Origin of the sequence: Desulfocucumis palustris (assembly GCF_002933875.1) — a bacterium.
Lineage (GTDB): Bacteria > Bacillota > Desulfotomaculia > Desulfotomaculales > Desulfocucumaceae > Desulfocucumis > Desulfocucumis palustris.
Genome location: NZ_BFAV01000132.1, coordinates 1 through 737 on the forward strand (window position 1 = coordinate 1; position 737 = coordinate 737).

Sequence of the window (737 nt, forward strand, 5' to 3'; positions counted from 1 at the left end):
TGTACTGCCCCCAGTATCCGAGGGAATACCCGCAGCCGGTTACCTCCATCTCCAGGCAAAGGTGGATCAGGAGGAAGCTCTGCAAGGCCTCCTTGAAGGTCCGCGCCGGATGCTCGGGCACCCACTCACATATATCAGCTATTTCCAGCAATTCCTGACGGCGCTCGTAATTCTTCTCTTCGGCTGCCATTTTTCTGGCCAGTTCAACATACCGGTACGCCAAGCGGTTAACCGCCCCGAGTGTGATTAAAAGTGCTGTATAAAAATTGCGCTTTTTCCTGTCTTCACTGTTTACTTTCAGAGCCGCCAGCCGTTCTTTGACTTCCTCGATGATGCCGCCTAGACCCTTGACCAGGACCAGGTTGTAATTCATAGTCCCTCCCCCGGCGGGCCAGGAGTTGCCGTCATAAAAGAGTCCTGTATCCTGGGCAGGCAAGGAACTGTAACCGTAAATCTCCTCGAAAAGCTTATTGGCCTGGTTGTAGATGCAGCGCTCGTCCCAGTATTTAACTATTTCTCCAAAAATATTCCTATCCTCGTCGGAGATATTCATCTCGCCCAGGTGACTAAGTGCTTTTCCTTCATTATCCTTCATCCAGTCGACATTCCATTCGGGGTACGGATAAACTCCCGCTACATATTGAGCCACACTGCCGACAAAAAAGTTGTCGTCAATGTACAGGGTCTTGTTTTCGACAATATACTCAAACAACTTCGCCCTTTTGATAATAGCCGGA

General features: G+C 49.8%; 1 protein-coding gene. It reads right to left on the reverse strand.

Going from position 1 to position 737, the window contains the following annotated elements:
• Positions 1-712, reverse strand: a 712-nt coding sequence (locus DCCM_RS11695) for a pyruvate formate lyase family protein (RefSeq protein WP_305791397.1), incomplete at its 3' end; no start/stop codon positions are given.
• Positions 713-737 lie beyond the last annotated feature (25 nt).